Annotated in this window: 21 protein-coding genes; 17 read left to right on the top strand and 4 right to left on the bottom strand. The window is 44.4% G+C overall.

Features of this window, described 5'->3' with window-relative positions:
* Positions 1 to 52 precede the first annotated feature (52 nt).
* The 12 genes from MKY35_RS19225 to MKY35_RS19170 all read left to right on the top strand — a co-directional run bounded on the left by MKY35_RS19225 (position 53) and on the right by MKY35_RS19170 (position 11526).
* Entirely contained in the window at positions 53 to 829 is a 777-nt protein-coding gene (locus MKY35_RS19225; protein ID WP_342444570.1) for a DNA and RNA helicase, read from the top strand.
* A 25-nt stretch (positions 830 to 854) separates the two neighbouring features.
* Positions 855 to 1454 carry a hypothetical protein gene (locus tag MKY35_RS19220; RefSeq protein ID WP_039272935.1) on the top strand — a complete coding sequence of 200 codons (600 nt, stop codon included), beginning with the start codon at positions 855 to 857 and terminating at the stop codon, positions 1452 to 1454.
* The gene (locus tag MKY35_RS19215) at positions 1451 to 2863 is read left to right on the top strand and encodes a phage tail protein (protein ID WP_342444569.1); all 1413 of its coding nucleotides are present in this window, start codon (positions 1451 to 1453) and stop codon (positions 2861 to 2863) included. The genes MKY35_RS19220 and MKY35_RS19215 overlap by 4 nt, the downstream gene beginning before the upstream one ends.
* On the top strand, positions 2860 to 3507 hold the full coding sequence (locus MKY35_RS19210; protein WP_342444568.1) for a hypothetical protein: 648 nt from the start codon (positions 2860 to 2862) through the stop codon (positions 3505 to 3507). Before MKY35_RS19215 ends, MKY35_RS19210 begins: the two co-directional genes overlap by 4 nt.
* On the top strand, positions 3489 to 4013 hold the full coding sequence (locus MKY35_RS19205; RefSeq protein WP_342444567.1) for a hypothetical protein: 525 nt from the start codon (positions 3489 to 3491) through the stop codon (positions 4011 to 4013). Before MKY35_RS19210 ends, MKY35_RS19205 begins: the two co-directional genes overlap by 19 nt.
* A gap of 15 nt (positions 4014 to 4028) precedes the next feature.
* Positions 4029 to 4421 (top strand): DUF4280 domain-containing protein, encoded by a 393-nt coding sequence (locus MKY35_RS19200; protein WP_342444566.1) that lies wholly within the window; start codon positions 4029 to 4031, stop codon positions 4419 to 4421.
* Between the two features lie 21 nt (positions 4422 to 4442).
* Positions 4443 to 7190 (top strand): HNH endonuclease, encoded by a 2748-nt coding sequence (locus MKY35_RS19195; RefSeq protein WP_342444565.1) that lies wholly within the window; start codon positions 4443 to 4445, stop codon positions 7188 to 7190.
* Positions 7191 to 7194: 4 nt separating this feature from the next.
* Positions 7195 to 7674, top strand: a complete 480-nt coding sequence (locus MKY35_RS19190) for a hypothetical protein (protein WP_341163429.1) — start codon at positions 7195 to 7197, stop codon at positions 7672 to 7674.
* Between the two features lie 880 nt (positions 7675 to 8554).
* Entirely contained in the window at positions 8555 to 8719 is a 165-nt protein-coding gene (locus tag MKY35_RS19185; protein WP_342444564.1) for an SUKH-3 domain-containing protein, read from the top strand.
* Positions 8720 to 8742: 23 nt separating this feature from the next.
* Positions 8743 to 9000 carry an SUKH-3 domain-containing protein gene (locus MKY35_RS19180; RefSeq protein WP_342444563.1) on the top strand — a complete coding sequence of 86 codons (258 nt, stop codon included), beginning with the start codon at positions 8743 to 8745 and terminating at the stop codon, positions 8998 to 9000.
* A 338-nt stretch (positions 9001 to 9338) separates the two neighbouring features.
* Positions 9339 to 9827 (top strand): hypothetical protein, encoded by a 489-nt coding sequence (locus MKY35_RS19175; protein WP_342444562.1) that lies wholly within the window; start codon positions 9339 to 9341, stop codon positions 9825 to 9827.
* A 766-nt stretch (positions 9828 to 10593) separates the two neighbouring features.
* Positions 10594 to 11526, top strand: coding sequence for a DUF2167 domain-containing protein (locus MKY35_RS19170; protein ID WP_342446672.1), 933 nt, complete (start codon positions 10594 to 10596; stop codon positions 11524 to 11526).
* Between the two features lie 170 nt (positions 11527 to 11696).
* Here MKY35_RS19170 and MKY35_RS19165 read toward each other — a convergent pair whose 3' ends face one another.
* On the bottom strand, positions 11697 to 12728 hold the full coding sequence (locus MKY35_RS19165; protein ID WP_342444561.1) for a PocR ligand-binding domain-containing protein: 1032 nt from the start codon (positions 12726 to 12728) through the stop codon (positions 11697 to 11699).
* 188 nt (positions 12729 to 12916) lie between these two features.
* On the opposite strand from MKY35_RS19165, the gene MKY35_RS19160 reads away from it, so the two are divergent.
* The 4 genes from MKY35_RS19160 (at position 12917) to MKY35_RS19145 (ending at position 18295) form a co-directional block, all read left to right on the top strand.
* The gene (locus tag MKY35_RS19160; RefSeq protein WP_342444560.1) at positions 12917 to 14050 is read left to right on the top strand and encodes a glycerol dehydrogenase; all 1134 of its coding nucleotides are present in this window, start codon (positions 12917 to 12919) and stop codon (positions 14048 to 14050) included.
* Between the two features lies 1 nt (position 14051).
* Complete coding sequence (gene dhaK / locus MKY35_RS19155; protein WP_342444559.1) at positions 14052 to 15812, top strand: dihydroxyacetone kinase subunit DhaK; 1761 nt, start codon at positions 14052 to 14054, stop codon at positions 15810 to 15812.
* A 228-nt stretch (positions 15813 to 16040) separates the two neighbouring features.
* Positions 16041 to 16292 (top strand): hypothetical protein, encoded by a 252-nt coding sequence (locus MKY35_RS19150; RefSeq protein WP_342444558.1) that lies wholly within the window; start codon positions 16041 to 16043, stop codon positions 16290 to 16292.
* A gap of 404 nt (positions 16293 to 16696) precedes the next feature.
* Entirely contained in the window at positions 16697 to 18295 is a 1599-nt protein-coding gene (locus MKY35_RS19145) for a cellulase family glycosylhydrolase (protein WP_342444557.1), read from the top strand.
* Between the two features lie 331 nt (positions 18296 to 18626).
* Here MKY35_RS19145 and MKY35_RS19140 read toward each other — a convergent pair whose 3' ends face one another.
* Positions 18627 to 19631, bottom strand: a complete 1005-nt coding sequence (locus MKY35_RS19140) for an LLM class flavin-dependent oxidoreductase (RefSeq protein ID WP_342444556.1) — start codon at positions 19629 to 19631, stop codon at positions 18627 to 18629.
* 151 nt (positions 19632 to 19782) lie between these two features.
* On the opposite strand from MKY35_RS19140, the gene MKY35_RS19135 reads away from it, so the two are divergent.
* Positions 19783 to 20106, top strand: a complete 324-nt coding sequence (locus MKY35_RS19135; RefSeq protein ID WP_025723814.1) for a DUF3817 domain-containing protein — start codon at positions 19783 to 19785, stop codon at positions 20104 to 20106.
* 129 nt (positions 20107 to 20235) lie between these two features.
* Here MKY35_RS19135 and MKY35_RS19130 read toward each other — a convergent pair whose 3' ends face one another.
* The gene (locus tag MKY35_RS19130; RefSeq protein ID WP_342444555.1) at positions 20236 to 21186 is read right to left on the bottom strand and encodes an alpha/beta fold hydrolase; all 951 of its coding nucleotides are present in this window, start codon (positions 21184 to 21186) and stop codon (positions 20236 to 20238) included.
* A 36-nt stretch (positions 21187 to 21222) separates the two neighbouring features.
* Positions 21223 to 21486, bottom strand: coding sequence for a YkgJ family cysteine cluster protein (locus tag MKY35_RS19125; RefSeq protein WP_342446671.1), 264 nt, complete (start codon positions 21484 to 21486; stop codon positions 21223 to 21225).
* Positions 21487 to 21712: the final 226 nt, after the last annotated feature.

Here is a 21712-nt window from a genome sequence, read left to right as displayed (position 1 = left end):
GAGGTGCCGGGCGACACTTGTGCCGAAATCGGCACAGAGAGGAGGAAACCACATGTTAACCCATATCGTTCCGAAGTTCGAGAAAGGCCGTATTCTCAAAACCGAGATGCTAGAGAACCTGCGGGACTACCCCCGCAGCTTTCTCGATATCCGGTATCAGGATTTTTCGGATGGCATCATTACAGGGATGAACGTAACTGTCGGGGAGTACACGCTGACCATTGATAGAGGCATCGTGAAGCACAAGGGTAGATTGTATCTGCTGGAGCAGGAGCAGGAAGTGCCGTATGCGGCCACAGGGCGGCTGTCGGTGTTGAAGCTGCTCTTTTTGGAACAAACAGACCGCCCGGACTTCACAGCCCATCATGCAGATATCGTGCTGGAGGATGAGGCAGAGATCGGTCTGGATAAGATGGAGTTAGGCCGATTCAAACTCAAAGAGGGAGCCGTGCTTCGCTCGGATTATCAGGATTTTGCCGACATGGCAACGGAATTCAATACATGGAGTGATATCCATGCTCCTTTCGCGGGTTTGAAGCAGAGTACATTGCGCCCGGAGACGATGCGCTACTTCGCATCCGAGCTGCTTAAAAGTGGTGCATCCGATCCGATGGATTGTATGTTTGCCCTCATATGCCTGAACTCAGAAGCCGTAGACAGGGAGTCCATTCAGCATTACATCGCAAACCGAAATGGTGCGGAATACAGAGATTATTCTCATGCTCAGTTGCATAGACAGCTAGTTCTTATTCTAGAAGGCGCCGGACGTGGAAAACGAACAGCAGGCCGTTGGCAGGGCGGCGGAGCCGGACGGATGATTGTGGATTAGAAAATCAGGTAGAGGAGTGTGGATTATGAAATATGAGGATGAAAAGATTTTGGATCAGCTCCGTGAGATGGAGAAGCTGAAGAGGCCTAACAATATTTTAGCAGGACCCATAATCATTGACGGTCAATCCTATGTGTTTGAAGAGCGGTCTTTCTTTAAGGATCGGCTGAAAATGCATGTCCCCTCTATCTTTAGTCCAATGCCCAAGCATTTGCAAAAGATTAAATATCCTCATGAGCAACGTCCAGAAATGATTTTGACGAATGATTTGGGCAGTGTGGATGTTACCCTGAATCGGGTGGACCAGACGCTACAAGATGAATGGGTGGAACAGCTCACTTCTGGCATGAAGGCAATGATGAAAAATATGAATCCTGCCCATGTATTTTATGAAGAAAAAATAGAAGAGGTACATGGTAAGCAGATTGGCTATTTTGACTTTAAAAGTCCTGCGCTGGACCAGCCCATCTACCACAATATGTTCTACTTTGAGCTGGAAGGAAAGACGGTCATGGGAACATTTTGTTGTCCGTATAAGCAGTATGCTGAATGGCGGGATGTCGCCCTACAGATGATACGCACCATTCAAACGGTTGACGAGGCAGAAAAGGAGGGATATGAATGAGTAACCCCATTTACACCACGGCAGATGTACAGGTGGCCCCTTATCAGTTTCAGCGTGTATTAAGTATCCATCTCATTAAACAGTTAAACGAACATGTGAGCTTCTGCATACGTGGAATTGTTTCGGAGGACAAGCTGGATCAATACGTAGAAAAAGCAGATGAAGATGAGCACATCGAAGTCTTCTTAAAAAGTGAAGGCAAGGAGATCCGGTTTTTTCAGGGAATCGTCACGAATATTGCTGTAAAAGCTGTAAACGGAGTACGCGAGCTTACGATTGAGGCTAGCAGTGAAACCTTAATGATGGACATTCGCCCTAAACGTCGTTCATTCCAAAAAACAGGAGAGTCGTATAACAAACTGTTTTCGCATGTTACAAGTTCATATACTGATGCAGAAGTGATTGATGAGGCTTCTCATGGCGCAGCTATCGGTGAATTATTAGTGCAATATAATGAAACGGACTGGGCCTTTGTCAAAAGAATTGCTTCTCGGCTACATGCTGCTTTAATTCCAATTACGATGCAACAAGGACTGAAATATGTGATTGGTGTCCCCCATTCTAGTGCCCCTCAATCGCTGAACGAACATAACTATTCCATAAAAAAAGACTTGAAGGAGCACAAGCTCATGTCCCGTAACGGATTGCCGGAATATGGCGAGTCTAACAGCTTGAGCTATGAAGTGACCAGCAACAAAGTGCTAGAACTCGGTAGTTCCGTCATTTTTCATAAAAGAACGCTTTACATAGCTAGGGCGGAGACGACCACAGAAGGAAATCTGATCGTTAATCGTTACATTTTACGGGATGCACATGGGTTAAAATGCCCAACCGTCTATGCCTATGATCTTTCAGGAGCCTCTCTGTTTGGCAAGGTAATTGATATTTCCAAAGAAAAAGTGAAAATCAAGCTGGAAATTGATCAAGGCTCGAGTGCATCCGGGGCTATGTGGTTTCCCTATTCTACGGTTTATTCTTCTCCTGATGGCAGCGGCTGGTATGTTATGCCGGAAGCAGGGGATCAAATCCGTCTGTACTTTCCGGATGAACGGGAGCAGCATGCTTTTGCCGCCAGTTCTGTCGATCTTGCCTCCTCTGATCCTGTTAAAAGAAGTGATCCTGCGGTTAAAAGTATCAGCACCAAATACGGCAAACAAGTCGTTTTCAAGCCTGGTGCAGTAGAAATTATCAACAGTGGGCAAATGCTCATGCGTCTCACGGATGAAGGCGGGATCGAAATTAATAGTAACAAAAAAATAACCCTGTCTGCTCAGGAAGATATCCAAATTACAGGGGGAGCGAAAATTATTATGGAGGGGAAAGAAGGCGTAAGTTTTATTCAATCCGGAGCCAAACTCGACATCATGGACGATGTGAGATTAACCGGGGGTAAGGTGAACATTGAATGAAGCTCATGGATCGGGATGCTGCGTTGCAGGATTTGCTGGAAAAGCACGTATTTACGGAATGGATACATGATTTGGCTCTTATTGAAAACAACTTTCTGACGCGCCAGCAAGCCATTGAAGACGAGCTTATAACAGCTCTAGAGTCGCTATGCCAGCTCGCTACCCTTCAGCACGAGCAAGGTCGTAAGGGGGATATTCGATATATTTATATCTCCTTGCTCAGAACTCGTGTTGTGAAAAATAAAGCGGTTTATCGTCTAGATGCCTATGATGAAAATTGGTTTCTGGATGAGACTGAATGCGCTGTGGAATGGTCGGCAGACTTTGTTTTCGAGCCTCTGTTCAATCGTATGACTAAGCTGGAAAAGCTTAAATCAGATTATGCCCGTAAGATCTCGACGATGGATATTGAACAAATTCAACAAATTGAGGCGGTCAAATACCATCTGCTCACTGTAGAGTTCTTGAAAAGCCAGATGCCAGTTTTTATCGCTTCCCCTTCGTTAGAAAGGATGCCAAAAGCAAATGTATGCACGATATTTGCTGGAGAGTATCGAGATGATAGCGAAATATTGTGCCGTTTTACGCGTAGTGAGGGAGCTGAGACACGAAAGGGGGAATCTTCATGGATTATTTCCTCTTAAAACAGGATGTGCGGTATACCCATGTTCCTGTGCTACAAAAGGTGATGGAAACGATTGATCCGTGGAAGCTGTATGATTTGCAGCCGGAGGATATTGTCAAGCCATTGATGTTTCACGTGAAGGCAGATGCAGAAAGTATTTTTATTGATTATCTAGAAGGTCCCATCCCACTCATTTCAGATGCTTTAAAACGCCTTGTCCAGGCCTATGTGCCGGAGATGCCTATGAAATTAACGATACTTACTCAGATCGAACAGAGGATACAGAAGAATTACTATATTCCTTTTGTGGAGCGGCTTGCAGCAGTACATCCAGAAAGCGAATGGAATTTAGATCAAAGTGTGCTTAGAAAGCTGGTATTACGTGCAGATGCTATTCGGGGCCACAAGATATTTAGAATCCAGGAGAGTGCTATCCCGATGATCATCGTCCGTTTGGACATTGCGGAAAGTATACTGCGGCGTGATTATACCGGGATCGCTTTGGAGCAAATTCAGGTGAAATAGGGAGGGAAAGGGCACATGTCAGACAATGAGTATTATGTCGTACGGGGGGCTTGTATGCGTTGCACTTGCGGGACCCATCCTCGAAAGATCAATTTGCCGAACAGCCACGGGGCTTATGTTAACGGTAAACCCATGATGAATGAAGGAGATTATTTTCCTGAGAATGTCCCTCATTTTGGTATTTGTAACAGTCCGGAACAGCCGAGTGCCGAGACTATATATCTGATCGCCGAAGATGGCTCTACAATCTCAGGGAAGCCATGCCTGCCGATGCTGACGGATAAGTGGAAAAACACAAAAGAACAGACGAAGGTGGAAGGCCAGCCAGCCTTGACGACCTCTTCATTTCAGACTTGTTTATATCATGGATTTATCGAATTTCATACGAATGGCCAGCAGGAGGAGTAGCTGGAAGGGAGGTTTGAAAACATGATAGGATATGATCAGATTCGAATAGATTCCCCCTACCCCATTCAGGTCTTAAAGGATGTTCAGATCGAGTGGAAGCCGGGTGAGCATGGGCGTATTACACTCACAGGCATTTGTAAGGAGTCGAGTCATGCCACGGCTGCGCTGGATGCGACCTCAGAGGATCAGCTACATGTGTATGCGCAGAATGGACAAGAGGAAGTCAGCTTGTTTAAGGGTGTCGTCCATACGGTAGAAGTTGAGAACCATAATGGAGTGTATACACTTACACTGGAAGGAATCAGTGGCTCATTTGAGCTGGATATTGTCAAAAGAAAGCGGTCTTTTCCTGAGGAAAAACAAACATATAAACAGTTAGTGAATAAGCTTGCTCAAGGCTATGAGCGAAGTGATGTCTTGTACCAGACCGGAGAGCAGTCGGTAGGCGAAGCCATTTTACAGTATGATGAAACCGATTGGGAGTTTATGAAACGGATGGCGAGCCGTTTACATACAGTGGTGGTCAGCGACATATGGGAGTCCGCATCGCCGAAGCTGTATTTCGGCATGCCTGCTGGCACCCAGCGAACAATTCGGAAGGATACGCCATATACGGCAAGTAAGGATTTAAAGGGCTATCAGCGGGCAGGCGGAACGTCAGCCGGGCTACATGATACCGACTTTTTCAAATACGAGATTGAAAGCGGAGAACGGTATGCTCTTGGAGACGAGGTGCAATTTCGCCAGAAAATAATGATTGTAACTGAATTGCGAAGCCGCATGGAAAAGGGGCATTTGCTATTCAGTTATGTGTTGGCCCGCGCAGAGGGCATTCGCAGTGATTTCATCCCCAATCCCAAAACAATCGGAATTTCACTGGAAGGAGAGGTCATTGCGGTACGGGGAGAGGAAGTGAAGCTGCGGCTGGCGATTGATAAGGATGATGGGGTATCCGAGCCGCATTGGTATCCGTTCGCTCCCCCAACGGGAAGTGCGATGTACAGTATGCCGAAGGTGGGAACACAGGCAAGCCTGTACTTTCCAGATGCGTCTGGTTCCAGAGCAATGATTTTGGGTGCGGTTCGTACAAATGGAGACGGTTGCGCGAAAACGAGTAATCCTAATGATCGATATTTTGGAACGGAGCATGGAAGTGAGCTGAAAATGGCACCGGGTCGCATCCATATCATGGGTGATCCGGGTGGGACATTGCAGATGAGTCTGGACGATGCTACTGGGATTGAATTAACTAGTCCCAAGAAGTTATCGTTAGAAGCAGAGCAAGAAATCATTCTGAATACGCCGAAGAAAATCATTATTGACGGAACCAGCCAGGTCATGGCGTATCAAACGGGAGGAAGCACGGGGCTTTCGGTAGAAAACGAATACCACGTGTTGGGAGGAAACGTCTGGGCGGACGGTAGCGACCGAACTGCATACCCGCCGTTTGATGATGAACCGAAGGAAGGCGAGCCACCTCCACCGCCGCCACCCCCTGAACCGTTTAACTGGGGCAAGCTGGGGATGAATATTTTGGGCGGTTTGGCGGTTGTGGCAGCCGTAGCCGTGGTAGCAGCCATTACGGTAGCGACGCTTGGAGCGGGTACGGTGGTCATTGCAGCGGTAGCCGGAGGAGCGCTGCTGGCGGGTGGCTTGGGTGTAGCAAGCTTGGCCGCATCAGATATCGCCCGAGGGGAAGTGAGCGACTTCAGCGACTATGCCCTGACCGGCTTGAAAGAAGCGGGAATCGGGGCGGTATCTGGAGCAATCTTTGGCCCTCTCGGTGTAGGAGGAACCTTACTGAGGAAAGCAGCGATCGGCGGTGTCACAAATGCCGCGGAAAATCTAGCGAGTCAGGTGCTGAGTGGTGAAAAGATCAACTGGGGCTCAGTAGCAAAGGACGCGGGATTGGGTTTTGTCACCGTAGGCGTACTGGATTCCAAAGTAGGCAAGGCCATTGGCGGATTCGCGGAAAAGGTAGGCAGCAAGGTTACACCGCAATGGATTAGCAAAGGTGTAGATGCAGTCGGGGCAGGCTTTGGCAAAGCTGTAACCAAGCTGGAGCAGGCCGGCAGTAAACTGGGGCAGAAGTTCAATGAGCAGCTGAGTAAAATGGCAGACGGCCTCAGCCCCGGGAAGTTGGCCACAGCCAACGGAGCGCCAGTTCCGCACGTTAATAAGATGGACAGCGGACCACTTCCACAGACGGATGTGCAGAAGAATTACAACAAGGTCATGAAGGAAATGGAAGAGAACGCGGCGAAAAAGGTTGATGGAACAGGTAAAGATACTAAAATAACAAAAGGGTATGATGTAACTCCAAAGTATAGTTCTTATGAAGATAGACTTAAACGAACACCTGTAAATAAAGGTAAGTGGGAAGGAGAACGCGGAGAATCAAAGTTTATTTCAGAGAAGCCTGAAGTTAAACAGTATCTGGATGAAGCAGGCGTTGATGGGGTAAACTATAAAAGTGCAATGCCTGATTTTGTCCCCTTCTCTAAAGGTGAAGTTAAGATTCAAAACATGACTAGTGACAGAAGGAAAAACTTTGCTAAAGCTGATGAATTATTAGCAAAGAAATGGTCGACTCCAGAGAAAAAATGGACTGCAGATGATGTCGCTGATTGGAGAGAGGATAATAAATATACTTGGCATGAACTTAATGATCTTGAGAGCATGCATCTTGTACCAAGTAAAATTAATGGTACATACACTCATTTGGGTGGAGTTGGGGAACATAATATTAAAGAAAAGTTAGGAGAATGATAGTATGGATAGACTTAATCATGAACTCTTTGGAGAAATCTCTTACGATTTGTACTGGAGTGGACAACAGGAAATAAAAATCTTCGGGGAAAAGAGAATGGTAATATTAAGTATAGATGGAAATGAAGATGGTGAATTTCAAGATGCTCAGAAAGAAGCATATATAAATTTTTTAAACGATATGGATAATATAATGACAGAAGCTGAGAAATCTATCTTTGACCATTACCAAGAAGTTTATATGGATTATAGAGATATGGTGGGAGAGGAGGAAGCAGATAAAATTGCTCCAGTTATAAAAGATATAGAAGACTTAGGAAAACTAGTTGAGCCTACTCAATTAATCATTAGAAGAGTACGCAAAAATGGTATTAGAAGAATCGGTTTGCTTTTTAATTGTACTTGGGAAATAGAACATGGACTTGCTGTAAAGATTGAGGATGAGGAAATAACTGAAGTCGGATTTCAAGATATAGTTCTATAAATTGAATCATGGGATTATTTGTAATATTTTGTTTGTATTTATTCAATACTTACTACAAAGCAAATTTATACTAACTGAGTACTTGGTAAATTCTCCAAAGCTTATTCCAACTTGAATTTTGAGTAGGAATGAGCTTTTTGGCATACCCAAAATCAGAATAGGAGAAATTATCCGTTCTAATTTGGAGAGTGAGGAGATCAATTAACCTCATTTTTCGCAACAAACCGGTGGGGTAGTTCACTGTTATTATGTAGGAAATTGATAGATTAACTGGAAAGGTCATATGTTAAAAGCTGTTCACCTGGCCTTCAAATAAACTTGGACATAAAGAGAGTTTTGAAAATTGTGCGGAAATACAAGTAGTAATTCAACTGCTACATTTTGAGGCTAAAGTTGAAAGTATATTAATCAGCACTATTACAGGACAAGGAAAATACAAAGCTCCTTGTGTTAACTGTCAGCGGACTTTTTTAGATTTTATTAACGATTTACAATAGATATAACGACGATAGGTGGTAAAAAAACTAAAATAACATTTGGCTATAATGGTGCTAGGGAGGGACAATTCAATCCAAGTGGTAACGGAACTGCATCCTGACTTAATTAAGATAGCACAAGGAACAAGGAAGAAAGCGAAAAACGCCCCCAATAATCCGTACAAGGACGATGAAAGTTTCCAACTATGGCCATATTGAAAATTGTGCTGAAATTCAGACGGTCAATCAGCTTTTATGGTCAGCATCAAAAATAGAAAATATACTAGTAAGTACCTTTAAAGGTAAAGAGAAGTACTACCAGCTATGTAAAACTGTAAAAAGACTTTTTTGATTTTATTAATGATTTTCATGAATAGTATTTTTGAATAAATAGGATAAGGCTTATGGATAACTTATCATATGATGCGAGAGAAATACTAATACAAGCAGGATGGAAACCAAATAATGAGGTTGACTTAACCGCAACAGTAAAGTTTTTAGAAGCAATGGGGTATCAAGTATTCAATTCAGTGATTGATGCACTAAGCGTATTTGGTGGAATCGAATAAAATTTAAGCATCCCTATGGAAGTTTGGAAACCTTTATTTTTAGCCCTGAAGAAGCTGTAGGGGATTATTATAAAAAAGAAGACTTCAAGGAATTCGAGGCGCGAGTAAAAGAGCCGCTTGTTGTAGTTGGAGAAGCATGTCGCGGAAATTTAATAATGTTTATTTCGAAATCTGGGAAGGTATACGGAAAAAATGGATATTCATTATTCAGGTTCGGAGATAACATCTTCGAAGCACTAGATACTCTATGTTTATTTAGAAAACAAGAAGAGGTAGTATAATAAAGTTCAGCTATCCGCTGAAAGGAACCTAGGCAAGATGACGGCGGACATGAATTGAACTTTTAATAAGGATAGTACAACAACTATAGTAATGAAGGTAGACAAAGAAAGTTACTTTAATCGCCGTTTAACTATTCGTAGTAGGGATTATTGTGTGAGAAAACCATTTGGTGACGACCAGTCAACCTATACAGATAAAAGGATAAGTTTTAGGCTAGTTCTCTTACCCTCTAAAGCAATCCGAAATTAATTTCGCCTTTGTTTCTAGGTCGTGAGCCTGTTTGGGACAGAGGTGGGGGCGCAACAATAGATTTGTGGGAAAGGTGGTTTGATAAGTTATGAAGTACGGAATACACAGTAATTTGGTTGAAGAGGTTATTCAATTCTCAAATTCTATGATGGATTTTCCAAAAACAGAGAGGCCTCAAAATATTGTTACAATTAATCAATATGAAGAGGCGAAAAGGCTAGCCATTACTGAAGTTTTCGGTGAAGATGAATATACTTGGTCTGATATAAGACAACTTGAAATGGGAAAAGTTAAAGGGAAGTTGTATAAATTAGATTCTTCCCAAAAACCTAGTGGTTTGGATGAATTAACTGGATTAATAGCTGATGGTCTTAGAAGTCAAATAACGGACTCTTATAGTGATTTTTTTGAAAGTGTTGTAGTAGATTTGAGAAACTGCGCAATAAATCGTGCAATAAATGGTGAGATTGAAAATTTTTACGAACAAATTTTTAGAATCTATAAGGCTGGTGGTTTTCCTTGTGGGTGGGATGGTGATTACCCAGACGAAGGAAAACTTATTGCTTACTTTGCTTAAAAAAAGTAATGTTTTTGTTTACTTTTTTTGACTAAGGGATTGTAAATACAATCAACAAGTAGAACGTTGTACCAAACTTAAACAAATACTTAAAAAACAAAAAAACTTATTTCACTCGAAAAATGAGAGGAATAAGTTTTTTACTTGTAGAGAATGACCAGTTGTGTGTTCATTCAAATATTGGTCAATAGCTCCTAGCCCCCAAAACAAGCAGTAACTTGTATGGGAGCTTTTCAATAATTAGCTTATTTCTAATCAATCAACCTTATGAAAGCCTATACATTCTTTTAAATAAAAAAGTTGACATATGTTTAAAAACAGGAAAAAAGTCACTAAGACCAAAGTCTCTTGTTAGATGAATTATGCATTCCTTAATCTGATGAAATTCGACATTTTTTATGCTAGATGAATTGTTCGAAATTAAGTTAGAAGTCAATGGGGTTGTCGTATCAACGAATAAGCCCCGTTTAGGAATTCATAAGTAGGAAACTGGAACGGAGAAGTAGTGCCATTGCGCAATTGTGCTTGTCCTTTATGAGGTTTTCTTATCGCTCATTCACATTTTATAAATTCAGTTCGATTAGATTAGAATATTTGCATACATATGTATAAAAATGAGTATTAAGTCTCGGAAACTCCCTTTGCTACTGTGAATTGACAAAATATGAAGCAGTGACTAATATGGTTGGGTACACGGGAGATATTGGAATTTATAAAGGGGTAATGAGTTTTGAACAAGAGACTAGATAACAGATGTAGTAACAAAATGAAATGGGGCCAAACGATTTTTGGAGCGCTGTTGGCGCTTAGTCTGGTGTTACTCAGTGGGGGTAACGCGTGGGCCTCGTCTAATGAACAATTAAAATGGATTGAGGGCGGCCGAAAGGTAGACTTGGGAAAAATGGCTGCGGTTGAACTAGACTCATCTCTTCTTTTCTTGGATGCAGCTAACACAGCAAAGGCAAGCGAGATGAATCACGATAAGCCATCTGGCAAGGAAATTGGGAGTATATTTCCGAAAGATGAAAATCAAAATTGGGAAGTTGTTTTTGAATACGATGAACTTGGACACATCAAGGATGATGAAAAAGAAGATATCGATGCGGATGCCATTCTAGATAGTTATAAAGAGGGGACGGAAGAGAGTAACAAGGAAAAAGCGGAAAGTGATCGCTTGTATGTTACGGGCTGGGATGTCGAGCCTTTTTATAATGAAGGGACCCATAATCTAACCTGGTCTATGCTGGCGGAGGATGGGAACAAGGAAAAACTGATCAATTATAATGTTCGTTTGCTCACTCGTCAGGGTTATATCTCTGCAATATTAGTGTCCGATCCTGCGCATTTGGACGCAGATAAGAAGTTTTTGAATGAGAACATATTACCCAAGCTGACAGTCAAATCAGGTGAGCGGTACGAGGATTTTAATGCTTCAACGGACAAAATTTCCGAATACGGCCTGACCGGATTGATTTTGGGAGGAGCAGGCTTGGCAGTAGCTAAAAAAGTAGGCTTGTTGGCATTACTCATTGCTTTTTTTAAGGGCGCGGGAATTAAGGTTATCCTACTTATTGGTGCTGCTTGTGCAGGTATGTTTGGTGTAATAGGCAAGTTTTTCGCCAAATTATTTCGCAAGAAAAAATCGGAATCCATGCACAATGAAACGAACGCCCAGGATCAGTCAGAAACACTACAGTAAAGATAAAAAAACACTCTATAAAATGCTGATAAATAGGGGATGATGATTGAGCGCAAAACACAATCTCAGGCAGCCTGATAAGTACACACGAACATATAGCTTGGGCAGAAAATTATGAACAGATGATCATGGTGACGTTAGACCCGTGAATCATCTGTTTTTCGTTTGTTTTATCCCTTGTAATACTTTCGGTACACCGCGGGCGTTGTGCCTTCATACTTTTTGAATATTTTAATGAAATACCCCGGCTCATTGAAGCCGAGCTCGCTACTGATCTGAGATACAGGAATATCTGTAGCTTCGAGCAACTGCTTCGCCCATTTAATCTTCAGGCGGGAAAGATAGCTGGAAAAGTTCTCACCCGTTTCCTTGGCAAACAGCCGACTAAAATAGCTTGGGCTAATGTGGCACAAGTCAGCCATGGCTTTAAGAGAAAAAGTTTCACCCTTGTGCTCAAAGATATATTCGAAGGCGGGTTTTAGTACGGGATTTCCGCACGAAATATCCACATCTCCTGAGGAATTCAGATAGGCATCTGCTAAGAAATTATTCATTTCTTTCTTAAGGTTTTCGATATGCTCCAGCGAGTAGCCAGGAAGGATCTCGGACAACTGCGGAGTGGACTGTGTGGCCGACGCCTTCTCGAACATTTCCGCGAGAAGATTTTTGTTCATCGCTTCTTCAACAATATAATTACATAGTAAGGATAACATGTTGGAGATCGTCTGAATTTCGTGATAGGTCATGGATGGCAGATCGGCGTAGTCGTTCTTAAGTTCCTCCCATTTGGAACTGTACAGTTTTTCATTTTTTGACGTGAGGATTTGCTCCAGCTGTAGGGCACTCGAAGGATCGGCTAAGCGGACCTGACCTGCCATGACGGCGCCAATGTACTTATCGTCAATAATGATCGGTACCGCGATGTCGACGATGTCATAATGACAGAGATAAATATAAGGTTTGTTGGAACGTACCGCTTCAAGTCCACCGCGAGAGTCACATTTTTGGCAGTAGGGAAGAAGATTCTCATTCTGACGAACCTTCTTGCAGAACGATTGGCATTGGCTGTGGCTAGTTACGGGATTCCCTTTATAATCGACGGTGAGAATAGCTAATTGGGTAACGGATGCTAATGAATCCTGCAACTGTTCCCACTTTTTTAAATTAAAGATTTTCTGGATGCTCAAATGTTCACGTATCAAGATATCATCCCTTAATAGTAAATTATCCTGTAAGCGATAACAAAAAAGTGCAATTCGTGATCGTTAGTGCAAAAAAATACGATTGTAGATTATAATATATTCCTTGATTCCTCCAATGTAAAGTTTACATAGTTCGGTTATAGTTTTAATCAGAACGAAGCCAACACAATCATAAGGAGGAATTATAGATGAGAAAAGCTTTTATCAGCCCAAGCAAATATGTACAAGGTGAAAACGAATTGTTGAATTTGGGTTACTATGTGAGCACCTTCGGCAAATCCGCTTTACTGATTGCGCATCCTGCCGACGTGGCGCGGGTAAAAGATAAACTTGATTCCACTTTGGGTAAATATAACGTGACCTTTATTGAAAGCGGTTTTATGGGTGAGTGTTCCAGACAGGAAGTGTCCAGACTTCAGGAAATTGCTACTGCAAACGGATGCGATTGTATCGTAGGTCTTGGCGGCGGGAAAGCGATCGACGCGGCGAAATGCGTAGCTCAAGGGGAAGCGCTTATCATCTGTCCGACGATTGCTGCGACGGATGCACCGACAAGTCACTCGGCCGTTCTGTACACTCCGGAAGGTGCTTTCGACGATTACGCCTATTTTAAGCAAAGTCCGAGTGTCGTATTAGTCGATACCACCGTAATTGCCAATGCACCAACCCGATTCCTTGTGTCAGGTATGGGTGATGCACTGTCGACTTACTTTGAAGCCCGTGCGACCTCCCGTTCTTACTCCAGGGTCAATGCCGGACTGCCTAACGGAGTACGCGAAGGACAGTGTGCGCCAGCAGTAGGTACAAATGCGGCGATTGCACTTGCAACGCTATGCTATGAAATGCTGTTGAAAGACGGTGCCAAAGCAAAAGCGGCATGTGATGAAAACCAGGTTACGCAAGCACTCGAAAATATCATTGAAACTAATATTTTACTCTCAGGCCTCGGCTTCGAGAGCGGTGGACTTGCGGCGGCCCATGCGATTCATGATGGACTCACGATTTTGGAAGGCACGCATCATTATTATCATGGAGAGAAAGTTGCATTTGGCACGATCGCACAGCTGGTGCTCGAAAACGCACCGACGGAGGAATTACATCAGGTACTTGATTTCTGTTTAGCCGTCGGTTTACCGGTCTGCTTGGCTGATATCGGCGTCGATCATATCAGCCAGGAAGAACTTATGGAAGTAGCTGCAAAGGCCTGCATTCTGGAGGAATCGATTCATTCCATGCCGTTTCCGGTCACAATGGAGCAGGTTGCAGCGGCAATCGCTGCGGCCAACCGTATCGGGAGCCAGTACAAAGCGGAGGTAAAGTAGCATGAAAAAGGTCATCAACCGTGCGGAAAATTTGGTCCTTGAAATGTGCAGTGGTATTGCGCTCGCACATCCCGAGTTGGAATTTCTGCCAAAATACAAAGTGCTCAAGAAAAAGGAATTGAACGCGGAGAAAGTAACGCTCATCAGCGGCGGTGGCAGCGGGCATGAGCCCGCCCACGCCGGCTTCGTTGGCAAAGGGATGCTCGATGCCGCAGTCTGCGGTGATGTCTTCGCCTCTCCCTCACAAATTCAAGTATATCAGGCCATCCGAGCGACAACCGGGAAAAAAGGTGCGCTGCTGATTATCAAAAATTACAGCGGCGATATTATGAACTTTAGAAACGGCGCCCATCTGGCCACTGAAGACGGTCTGGAAGTGGACTATGTAAAGGTTGAAGATGACATCGCGGTAGAAGATAGCCTATATACGGTCGGACGGCGCGGGGTGGCGGGAACGGTACTCGTCCACAAGATCGCGGGTGCAGCGGCGGAAGAGGGCCGGAGTCTGGCGGAAGTTAAAGCAGTAGCCGAGAAAGCCGCTGCGAATGTACGCAGTATCGGATTCGCATTGACTTCGTGTACCGTGCCGGCGAAGGGCACGCCAACATTAGAGCTCGGGCATGATGAAATCGAGTACGGCGTCGGCATTCACGGCGAGCCTGGGACCAGCCGCGAGAAGCTGACGAATGCGGATACGCTGGCAGGCAGAATGGTAACCGATCTCCTTCGAGACATGCAGATCGAAACTGGATTCAGCGGAGAAATCGCCTTGTTGATCAATGGTTTCGGCGGTACTCCTTTGCAAGAACTGTACCTCTTCAACCATTCGGTCACTCGCGAACTAGCAGCGAAGGGGGTCAAGATTGATCGCACTTTTGTCAACAATTATATGACGAGTATCGATATGGCAGGTATCTCGGTTTCCATCATGAAGCTGGACAACGAACTGAAAACGCTCCTCTCCCATGAAAGCAACGCACCTGCGTTCAAGGTGGCTGGGCCTGTTGATCATGTCGTATTCACGGATATTTCAACTGTAGCAGACGAAAAGCGGCAAGTATCCTATGAGGTAGAAACGGACCCTGCCTTCGCGGTTATTGAAAACAATAAGATTACGTTGAACAATCTTACCTACCTAGTCGATAAGATGAGTGAGGTTATCATCAAGAATGAGGTACCTTTCTGCGATCTTGACGCTCATGCAGGCGACGGCGACTTTGGCATGAGCGTTGCTAAGGGATTTCGTCAGTTGAAACGGGAATGGAGAGACATTCTGAATCAAGATTCTTTGACGATGGGAGCCTTTCTTCATTCATGCGCATTCGTCATCATGGAATACTGCGGTGGCGCTTCGGGTCCGATCTGGGGCTCAGCATTTCGCGCAGCGGCACGATCCGCGGGCGAACGAACCGAACTCACTGTTTCCGAATTCGCAGATATGATGCAGGCTGCGGTGCAAGGCATACAATCAACAGGCGAACGTTCTTTCGGCAGAGGAGCCGTTGTTGGCGATAAAACGCTTATTGATGCATTAGTGCCATGTGCAGATAGCTGGTTGGAGAGCGCAAAATTAGATTTTGACGTGAAGACAGCCTTTGTAAGAGGTGCTCAAGCCGCTGTATTAGGGGCCAAAAAGACGGAAGACATCGTGGCGCGCATGGGCCGTGCCGGAACGGTAGGAGAGAGAAGCCTTGGTTATCCAGACGCGGGGGCTTATGCGCTTGGCGTGATTTTCACGGAGCTTGCTGAATGTTTGAACTGATTCTCTATAAATCCAAAATTACTGGCGCGAACAATTCGTTTAGATATCCATTCCTGCCTGTAGCACTCGCTAATTCTTGAAAATTCATGGTTTGTTCATTGCAATTGATGTGCATTAGGTTTATAATTTCAGACGGATTCAAAGGGCTTATCCCGGAATCCATGGGAGTTCATCCCATCTGAGCTAGCTTACTGCATGCTCAAATATGAATTAAGCGAGGGATTTACAATGAAAACCTGCTGCACCATCCAAGTTGACGAAGACAGTTTAGTTATTGATTTGCCAGAAGAAGGAACCACGCTAGAGTCCCTGCTCGGTGATATTGAGAGCTGTGGAGGTAGTGAAGAACCTTGGCTGCAACTTATTGACAAGGTAATAGGTAACTCATCTGAGACTGTACTGACAGAGCAAGCGACGGATGGCGGCGATATGAAGAAAGATCAGACGACCAAAGAACCTCAAGCAACTGCTAAGGGGTAATAGGGAGATCATACGTTAAGACGATATTTGTAACATTATTCGATCACATATAAGATCATCTATAAGACTGCTACCGAGCCAAGGCACGGGAAGCGGTCTTTTTTTATTAAAATAACTAAAATTCCCCGAATTTTGCAATTGGTAAATGAGTCTTTTGTCCCTTTAGTACTCCATAGTAGCCAACCAAGTAGAACACATCCCAAAACCGTGACTTCCTGTTCATTTTCTATTATAAAGTCGAAATGTAGCATGGAACTAACTATAATAGTAGTATCATCCATATACAGGTAAGTGACATCGATGTTTGGACCTGATCCTCTTGTTGTATAAAGGAGGGGGCAAAAGAGCGGAGAACAACGTACTGATAAGTCTTATCTACTTTATAAAAAGGAAGGAATGTGTAAATGATGAATGGGCAATGGATCCTGCCAAGGATCGCAAAAAGAGTAGCGGTGATGCTAACAGCAGTATTACTATTAACGTTAACGAACGGATTCAACTGGAATACGCAAACAGCAGAGGCTGCTGGGACGACACCTGTGGAACGTTACGGACAACTTTCAGTAAAGAATGGTAAATTGGTGGATAAAAACGGTAAACCTGTACAACTCAAAGGTATTAGCTCTCACGGCGTCCAATGGTTTGGGGATCTGGTAAATCAGGACTCTATGAAATGGTTACGGGACGATTGGGGCATTTCCGTATTTCGGGTTGCACTGTACACTGAAGAAGGTGGTTATATCGCCAATCCTTCTTTGAAAAATAAAGTGAAAGAAGCGATTGAGGCAGCACAGAAACTGGGCTTGTACGTCATTATCGACTGGCACATTCTTTCAGATGGCGATCCGAACATTCATAAAAATGAAGCCAAAGCTTTCTTTAATGAATTTTCAACTCAGTACGGCCATTTACCTAACGTAATCTATGAACTTGCCAATGAGCCGAATGGGAATGTGAACTGGAACAATCAAATCCGACCTTATGCGTCTGAGGTATCTCAGGTTATTCGCGCTAAGGACCCGGACAATATTATTATTGTAGGAACAGGCACATGGAGTCAGGATGTACATGATGCAGCAGACCATCCACTTCCAGACAAGAATACAATGTATACCGTACATTTCTATGCGGGCACGCATGGACAATACTTGCGCGATCGGGTCGATTATGCGCTGAACAAAGGCGTGGGCATATTTGCTACCGAGTGGGGTACAAGCGATGCTTCGGGTAACGGTGGTCCGTTCCTGAATGAATCCAAAGTATGGACTGATTTTCTGGCTAGCCGTGGAATCAGTTGGACTAACTGGTCGCTGTCAGATAAAAATGAGACCTCTGCTGCGCTGATGTCTGGTGCTGACCGTAAGGGCGGATGGCCTGATTCACAATTGTCCGCTTCTGGCAAATTCGTAAAACAGGCGATTCTGGAAGGCTCCAGCAACATTGGTGGAGGCGGAAACAACGGTGGGGATAACGGCGGAGATGGCAACACTGGCGGTAATAACGGCGGCGATAACGACAACGGAGGAAGTACACCAGGCAGTAACGATCAAGGAATTGTGCTACAGTATCGCACCGGTGACACAAATGCCAAGGATAACGCAATCCGTCCTGAATTTAATATCAAAAATACAGGGAAAACAGCTGTGAAGTTGAGTGATCTAAAAATTCGCTACTATTACACAGATGAAAGCAAACAAGCTCAGCAGTTTTTTGTAGACTGGGCCAGGATTGGCAATGAGAAGGTAAAAGCAACTTTTGTAACATTGCCGAATCCAAAGGCCAAGGCTGATAAATATGTGGAGATTTCTTTTACAGATGGAGCCGGAACGATTCAGCCCGGTGGGGAAAGCGGAGAGATTCAACCCCGTATTCATGCTACAAATTGGAGCAATTTTGATGAGACCAACGATTACTCCTATGGTGCTACCCAAAAAGCATTTGCAGACTGGGACCATGGCACTGTATATCAGCAGGGTAAGCTGGTTTGGGGTATAGAACCTTAGGAACCTTAGAATATAACCGTTATTAACTTTATCGGAATGAGTAAAGAATGGGACTTTTGGGTGCAATTTTTCCAAGGTTTGGAGTATAGAATATGCGCCTTTGGTATATACGAACTGGAACTTTAGGAGGTAACAACTGGAACTTTAGTTTCGATGTGTATACTACCAAAGTACCATATGGTGTTAGACTTTTGTAGTGCTTGAATTACTTCCATAGTGTAGATGGGTTGGTTCCAAAGAACCCTTCTCTACGACAAACCCCCGCTGTTGCCATCATAGGCAGGCGGGGGTTTTTTATGTTTCTGAAGCTCAGCCTCCGTTCAACTGCTGTCTATACCAAATCAAAAGCTTTGGCCAGCAGACGGTAGGACTGAACACGTTTATCAAAGTCATGAATGGATGAAACGACCAGTAACTCATCGGTACGATACTGCTCAGCCAGTCTTAGTAGCTGTTCCTTACACTGTTCAGGGGTACCAACAACACGCCATGCTGCGGACTGACGCAGCCGCTCACGATCCAACTCTGTGTATGGATAGGACATTGCTGTTTTCACCGACGGAAGAGAACTCATTTCTTTACCTTGCATGAGCAAAAGGAAATACAAACTAGCACTGGACGCCAGCTGCTCAGCTTCTTCTTCGGTTTTAGCGCAGGCCACCGTAACTGCCGCCATGGAATGGGGCTTATCACCCAGGATCGAAGGCTGAAATTGCTCGTGGTAACGTGCAGTAGCTTCTACACCGCCTGGAGTCCCGAAAAATTGGGCAAAGGCATAGGAGGCCCCCATCATCGCGGCCAATCGGGCGCTCTCTCCGCTGGAGCCGAGCAACCATAATTCAGGAACGGTCGATATCATCGGGGAGGCATGAAGACCGGCAAACCGATGATTGTCAGGCACCGAATCATGGAAGTAGTCGATTAAATCGAGAATCTGCTGTGGATATTGTTCGACAGATTGGTACTTGCCTTCCTGCAGGGCGCGAGTAGCAAGCGGTAAACCACCGGGAGCCCGCCCTATTCCCAGGTCGATACGTCCTGGATGGAGTGCCTCCAGCAAACGGAAGTTTTCGGCGACTTTATACGCGCTATAGTGTGGCAGCATAATACCGCCTGAACCCACACGAATGCGTGATGTGTGAGCAGCCAAATGCGCAATCAGTACCTCAGGGCTGGAATGCGCTAGTGTTTTGGAAGCATGATGTTCGGATACCCAATAACGGCTGTACCCCAGTTGGTCAGCTTCGCGGGCTAAATCTGTTGTATTGGATAATGCATCCTGAGCAGTACCGCCTTCAGGAATATGAGACTGGTCCAGTATACCCAGTTTAAGCATTTATAATCACCTCTTACACAACTCTATCAGACACAACTCATTAGGTCAAAATTCAAAATGGATAGGTTGGAGTTTGGGGACCTTTTCGTTATAATAAAGGATGTGTAAAGGATGAGAGTACATCCTTGCTAATGGAGAGGGGATTGAAATTGTGTTAAGAACACCTTTAGGGCGTGTCCGACTCATGCTCTGGATTCAAGCTATAGCTTATTTGGCGATACTATTCACCCACCAGCCCCTGCAAGCTGCGGGCATGACCCAGGCGGTTATGGTAATTGGTAACATATACCGGGTGAGCTTTTTGTTGCTCCTCGTTGCTTTGATCTATGGGAAAACAGCACTGCATTGGTCTATACGGCGGCCTCTTTTTATTATGTTTGCCTCCTTCATTCCGTTTGGTCTGATGATTATGGATTTTGTTTGGGTGCGAAAATGGACAGGGGATTCGGCAGCAGAACAGCGAGCTGCATCGTAATCTTAGAAGTTTTGTTTTGTGTGAGTTGTCGAGGAGTTTGTCTGGCGTAAGCGGGACTGGCCCCGATGCAGCAGAAAAGAACATTACGCAGGTTGATGCGTGGTGTTCTTTTTTTGTGCACCGGAGGAATTATGAAAAATGCTGCACTAAAAATTCAACCGTCTTACGTCTTTGAAAGCCTTCAACCCAATGTCCGGTAAACGGATAAATTTCAATCGTTTTCGGTGATTCAATACGGTTATAAGCGGCGAAAATCGTCTCTGGCATACACACAGTATCCTTGAACCCTACCGATACCATGATCGGGATACGAATACGATGAGCAAGATTCATCACGTCAAAATAACTTAATGTATGTAGTACCTGCTCCAAATGCTCCGGAAATCGGTTAGCAAATTCAGCTGCTTCCGTCAGCGAACTGGTAGAATTCATCATACCAAAATCCATATGACACATATTGGGGATATCCGCTACTGTAATAGCAGCTTTATCGCTGAGCGCAGCCACCATTAATGAAAGTCCGCCGCCCTGACTGGCGCCACTGATTGCGATTTTAGCCGAATCGACATCCGACTGCTCCGCTACCCAATCTACGGCTCTAAGGGCATCAGTTGTAATCGTTTTGTAGTAGCAGGTATCTTTGTCCAATATTCCTTTCGTTACCCAGCCTTTAACCGTACCATGAGCATCACCCAGACGGTCTCCCGTTTCTCCACCTTGACCACGTACATCTACTGCCAATACAGCAAAGCCAAGCATAAGCCAGGAGGAATAATCTTCAGGATAGCCTTTTCCGCCTGTATAGCCATGAAACAGAACGATACATGGCAGCTTTTGATCTCCGGCAAATCGGGGACGTACATACCAGGCATGCAGAGGTGTATCATCGACACCCTCAAAAGTAATCCGGTAGGCAAGGATATGAGGATATGGTGTTTCTACGGGAGCTTTGAACGCACGTACAGGTTTGGTGTGGACTTCTTCCAATGTTATGGCCCAGAATAAATCGATATCCTTCGGGGCGGTAAGATCGGGCCGATATTGCTTCAATTCGGCAATTCTTTTTTCAATAACATTCATAATTAAAATTCTCCTTCATATAGAATGAACTTCTCCTTAAGCTTTACCTGGTAAAGTTGACTCCTCCAGATCTCTCAGCAGCTCAAATGCTCTTTCATTAGTGCTTCCGCACGTATCCTCATCAGCATGGAACCCACTACATACAACCGGGCGCTCAGGTTTGCCAAACAATCGGCAACGGTAATCGGAAGTTAGCTGAGGGCAAGGAACACCAGCTGGTTTTCCATCTGGCATGCCGGGAATAGGGGAAGAAATCGTAATGGCAATACAGCACGCGGCACATCCTACTCGACACTCCAGTTGGGGTCACTCCTTAATAATCTGTTATTTTTGTAACTTATGCATGAAGTGACATTGATGAAGCCATAATGTGAGGATGGCACAAAAAAAGCAGGAATACAAGGATAACGCATATTAGACACACTTTTCACACAAGGGGTATAAATAGTTGTAGAGGCACGTAGGATGATATCAAGCCCCTAAATCAGTGTTTCATTATGTGGTAATATTAACCAATTGAATTCTG

Origin of the sequence: Paenibacillus sp. FSL L8-0638 (assembly GCF_038593075.1) — a bacterium.
Lineage (GTDB): Bacteria > Bacillota > Bacilli > Paenibacillales > Paenibacillaceae > Paenibacillus > Paenibacillus polymyxa_D.
Note: the sequence above shows the minus strand (reverse complement) of the source record. Positions and strands in the feature narration are given on the sequence as shown.